The sequence below is a fragment of the Neisseria sp. P0021.S005 genome, from assembly GCF_051956955.1.
In genome coordinates this window covers 1-3,739 of record NZ_JBQCWY010000294.1, presented here as the reverse complement: position 1 = coordinate 3,739, position 3,739 = coordinate 1, and the positions used below count along the sequence as shown (strand labels likewise).

Annotated in this window: 4 protein-coding genes and 1 pseudogene; 1 reads left to right on the top strand and 4 read right to left on the bottom strand. The window is 48.7% G+C overall.

Features of this window, described 5'->3' with window-relative positions; all coding sequences use genetic code 11:
* The 4 genes and pseudogenes from ACTHUE_RS12950 to ACTHUE_RS12935 all read right to left on the bottom strand — a co-directional run.
* Positions 1-61: pseudogene (locus tag ACTHUE_RS12950) on the bottom strand (aminotransferase class I/II-fold pyridoxal phosphate-dependent enzyme); the annotation flags it as partial.
* Between the two features lie 98 nt (positions 62-159).
* Positions 160-810, bottom strand: a complete 651-nt coding sequence (locus ACTHUE_RS12945) for an HAD family hydrolase (RefSeq protein ID WP_070813761.1) — start codon at positions 808-810, stop codon at positions 160-162.
* 69 nt (positions 811-879) lie between these two features.
* Positions 880-1,824: a cation diffusion facilitator family transporter gene (locus ACTHUE_RS12940; RefSeq protein WP_107792004.1), complete on the bottom strand. Its 945-nt coding sequence runs from the start codon at positions 1,822-1,824 to the stop codon at positions 880-882.
* Between the two features lie 15 nt (positions 1,825-1,839).
* A complete protein-coding gene (locus ACTHUE_RS12935) occupies positions 1,840-2,670 on the bottom strand; it encodes a ferritin-like domain-containing protein (protein ID WP_440423657.1) in 831 nt (276 codons plus the stop codon).
* Between the two features lie 289 nt (positions 2,671-2,959).
* On the opposite strand from ACTHUE_RS12935, the gene lolA reads away from it, so the two are divergent.
* Positions 2,960-3,580 carry an outer membrane lipoprotein chaperone LolA gene (gene lolA / locus ACTHUE_RS12930; RefSeq protein WP_036493771.1) on the top strand — a complete coding sequence of 207 codons (621 nt, stop codon included), beginning with the start codon at positions 2,960-2,962 and terminating at the stop codon, positions 3,578-3,580.
* The last annotated feature ends 159 nt before the right edge of the window (positions 3,581-3,739 follow it).

The window sequence follows — 3,739 nt, the reverse complement described above, 5'->3', positions numbered from 1 at the left end:
ACGCTTCGCCCAAACCTAAAATCGGATCAGCAGGAGCAGCTTCGATATGCTTGAAGAACATGATTTTTCTCTTTACAAGTAGTAAAACGGTTGAAAAAATACAAATTTATGTAATTTTACGCCGTTTCGGGCCGTCTGAAAACGGATTATTACAGGGTTTTAACGCAAGATTGCCAACAAATCCAAAGGCGTGGCAATACGGAAATCGGCAAGCCAGTTTTCGGTTTGGTCTTCGGCAGAAATATAGCCCCAATCGGCAAGCACGGTTGTCATCCCGGCATTCTTGCCTGCCTGCATATCGCGCTCGGCATCGCCGACATAAAAACATCGCCGCGCTTCGACACCCATCTGTTCGCACGCATAAAACATGGGCTTCACGCTGGGCTTAGGTTCATCGCAAGTATCGCCGCTGACAATGACGGCAGGAGGCACGGTAAACCCGAGCTTAGGCACGAGGACATCGGTAAAGCGCATGGGCTTGTTAGTGATAACGCCCCATTGGATACCGCGTTGAACTAAGGCTTCTAGCATTTCGTTTACGCCGTCGAACAAGATGGTTTGATCGGCATAGCAGCGGCTGTATTCTTCCAAAAACTCTTTGCGCCATTGCATATAGTCCGGATGGTCGGGCGTAATGCCTGCACCAAGTTTGAGCAAACCGCTCGCACCGTGGCTGGCCTGCGGACGGATTTCATCCATGCTTTTTTCAGGCAAACCGTGTCGGCGCAATACCGTGTTGAGCGCGCCACCCAAATCAAGTGCGGTATCGGCAAGCGTGCCGTCAAGGTCGAATAATACGGCTTGGGTCATAAGTGTTCCTTTGATGATTTTAGAAGGCCGTCTGAACAATCCAACAAGTTTCAGACGGCCTGAATATGGTTAATGGTGATGGTGTTCGTGAACTTCCTGCGAACACAAAACTTCATCTTTATGCGGATGCTGTTCGCTTTCAATCTGAATCGTACAATGCCCGATGTTGTGATGCGCCAATTCATGTCCGATGCGGTAGGCGATTTGTTCGGACTCTGCAACCGTCATGTTGCCATCTACGACAATATGGCAGGACAAAACGTGGATATTGCTGGTAATCGTCCAAACATGCAAGTCGTGAACGGATTTTACGCCTTCCGTATTGCGGATAACGCTGAGCAACTCATCGGTATGGATGTTTTCCGGCGCTCCTTCCATCAAAATGTGCAAAGTCTGTTTAAACAGCTTCCAGCCGCTGCGCCCTACCAAAGCCGCCACCAATACGCTAGCAACCGTATCCGCCCATTGCCAGCCATACGCCATCATCAGTACCGCTGCGACAATCGCCCCTATCGAGCCGAACAAATCGCTGATTACATGCAGATACGCGCCGCGCATATTGACGTTTTCTTCGGTATCACTATTCTTCAACATATAAACGGCGACGCCGATGTTGACCAGCAATCCGATGATACTGACCACCAACATGCCGCCCGTCAAAATTTCCGGCGGATAAAATAATCGTTTGACTGCTTCATAAAAAATCATCGCCGCAATCAACACCAGCGACAATCCGTTAAACATCGCCGTCAAAATTTCAAAACGCTTGTAACCGAATGTCTTTTGCAGCGTGGTCTGTTTCTCGCCAAGTTTGAATGCCCACAATGCCACGCCCAGCGAAAACGCATCGCTGAACATATGCCCCGCATCAGAAAGCAGGGCCAAAGAGTTGGTCAGCCAGCCGCCGACCGCTTCAACCAGCATAAATCCGGCAACGACGAAAAATGAAATGCGCAATACCTGCTTATTGGCGGTATGCGTGTGCGCGTGCGAATGATCGTGATGATGTGCCATGATGATTTTACCGTTTCAGACGGCCTTTTTATCCTGTTTCAAACTTTTCTCAAAATCTTCCAACATATCCAGCTCGAAACGGCTGAATCCTGCACGTTCCCGTGCTTCGATATTAACGTAGCCTCGGAATATAAACATATCGTAACGCGCAATCAGACTGCGGAACAGGGCGACCGGTTCCAAACCGCGCTCACGGCAAAGATGCTGATACCAATGATTGCCGATGGCGACATGCCCCACTTCATCGCGATAAATAATATCCAGCACATCGCAGGTTTCCACATCGCCACGCTGTGCCACTTTTGCACGAATACCCGGCGTGACATCCAAACCGCGCGCTTCCAACACCCGCGGCACCAAAGCCATGCGCAACAAAGGATCGTAAGCAGTTTTATATGCCATATCCCACAAATGCCCGTGCGCTTCAAAATCGCCGTAATCGTAGCCCAAGCTGTTCAGACGGCCACGCATTAAGCCGAAGTGAAACACTTCTTCTTTCGCCACCCTTACCCAATCGCGTACAAACTGAAACGGCATATTGCGAAAACGATACGCCGCATCCAAAGCCAGATTAATCGCATTAAATTCAATGTGCGCAATCGCATGCAGCATGGCCGCATAGCCTTCGACCGTATTCATCTTGCGCGGCGTAACCTCCGAAGGCGCAACCAAACGCGGACGGAATGGATGACCGGCAAAACGGCAATCCACGGGTTTCGACGCTTCAGCCGTCAAACCTTCCGCCTCGCCCAACTGCGCAAACAAGGCCTGCGTCAATCTTCCCTTTTCACCCGGATTGTCCGACAGCAAAGCCTGTTCCAATAAAGGATAAGGATTCAGATACATACAAAACCATTGTTTTCAAAAGATAAATATTATAACCGTTTTAAAAAGCAAACAGAAAGACTATAATTTCAAGCTTTCCGTAAAATGACATTAAATACCACACCAAGCCCTTATGCGTTTCATTAAAAAAACGTCAAAACCAAATACAGGCCGTCTGAAGAAATGAAATTATTTCAGTCACTTGATTGGATTCTTCATATTTACACAAATTAAACCCGCCATTCAGCCCCTTGCCTGTTACACCATAACGTCTATACTGAACCCATCTCTCCGAACAAGGAACCAAAACATGAAAACTACCCGACTGTTCACCCTGACCGCTGCCGCGCTGCTTTCTTCAGCCATCGGCTTTGCACAAGCCGGCGCAGTGGACGCCCTGAAAAAATTCAATAATGACGCCGACGGTATCAGTGGCAACTTCAGCCAAACCGTTCACAGCAAAAAGAAAACCCAAACTACATACGGTACATTCAAAATCCTGCGCCCTGGCTTGTTCAAATGGGAATACACCAAACCCTATAAACAAACCATCGTTGGCGACGGCAAAACCATTTGGCTCTATGACGTAGATTTGGCGCAAGTAACCAAGTCCTCACAAGACCAAACCATCGGCGACAGCCCTGCCGCCATCCTCTCCAACAAAACGGCATTGGACAGCAGCTACACGCTAAAAGAAGACGGTTCTGCTAACGGTATCGACTACGTTTTGGCTACGCCTAAGAAAAACAACGCCGGCTACCAATACATCCGCATCGGCTTCAAAGGCGACAACCTCGCCGCCATGCAGCTGAAAGACAGCTTCGGCAACCAAACCAGCATCAGCTTCAGCGGTTTGAACACCAAGCCTAACCTTTCCAGCGGTATGTTCAAATTCACACCTCCTAAAGGCGTTGATGTCTTGAGCAACTAAGCTTTCAACTGAAACACAAAGGCCGTCTGAACAACAGACGGCCTTTTATTTAGTTCAATTCAAAATCAAACACACTGTTACTTTTGACCTTGAATGGCCGCGGCAATTTTTTCTGCGCCTTTTTTCGCCCAGTCTGCCTGCTTGGCTTCCACCATCACG

What these genes read in the sequence shown, in the direction of transcription:
- ACTHUE_RS12945 (WP_070813761.1), bottom strand. Translation starts at nt 810, where the DNA reads ATGACCCAAGCCGTATTATTCGACCTTGACGGCACGCTTGCCGATACC.
- ACTHUE_RS12940 (WP_107792004.1), bottom strand. Translation starts at nt 1,824, where the DNA reads ATGGCACATCATCACGATCATTCGCACGCGCACACGCATACCGCCAAT.
- ACTHUE_RS12935 (WP_440423657.1), bottom strand. Translation starts at nt 2,670, where the DNA reads ATGTATCTGAATCCTTATCCTTTATTGGAACAGGCTTTGCTGTCGGAC.
- lolA (WP_036493771.1), top strand. Translation starts at nt 2,960, where the DNA reads ATGAAAACTACCCGACTGTTCACCCTGACCGCTGCCGCGCTGCTTTCT.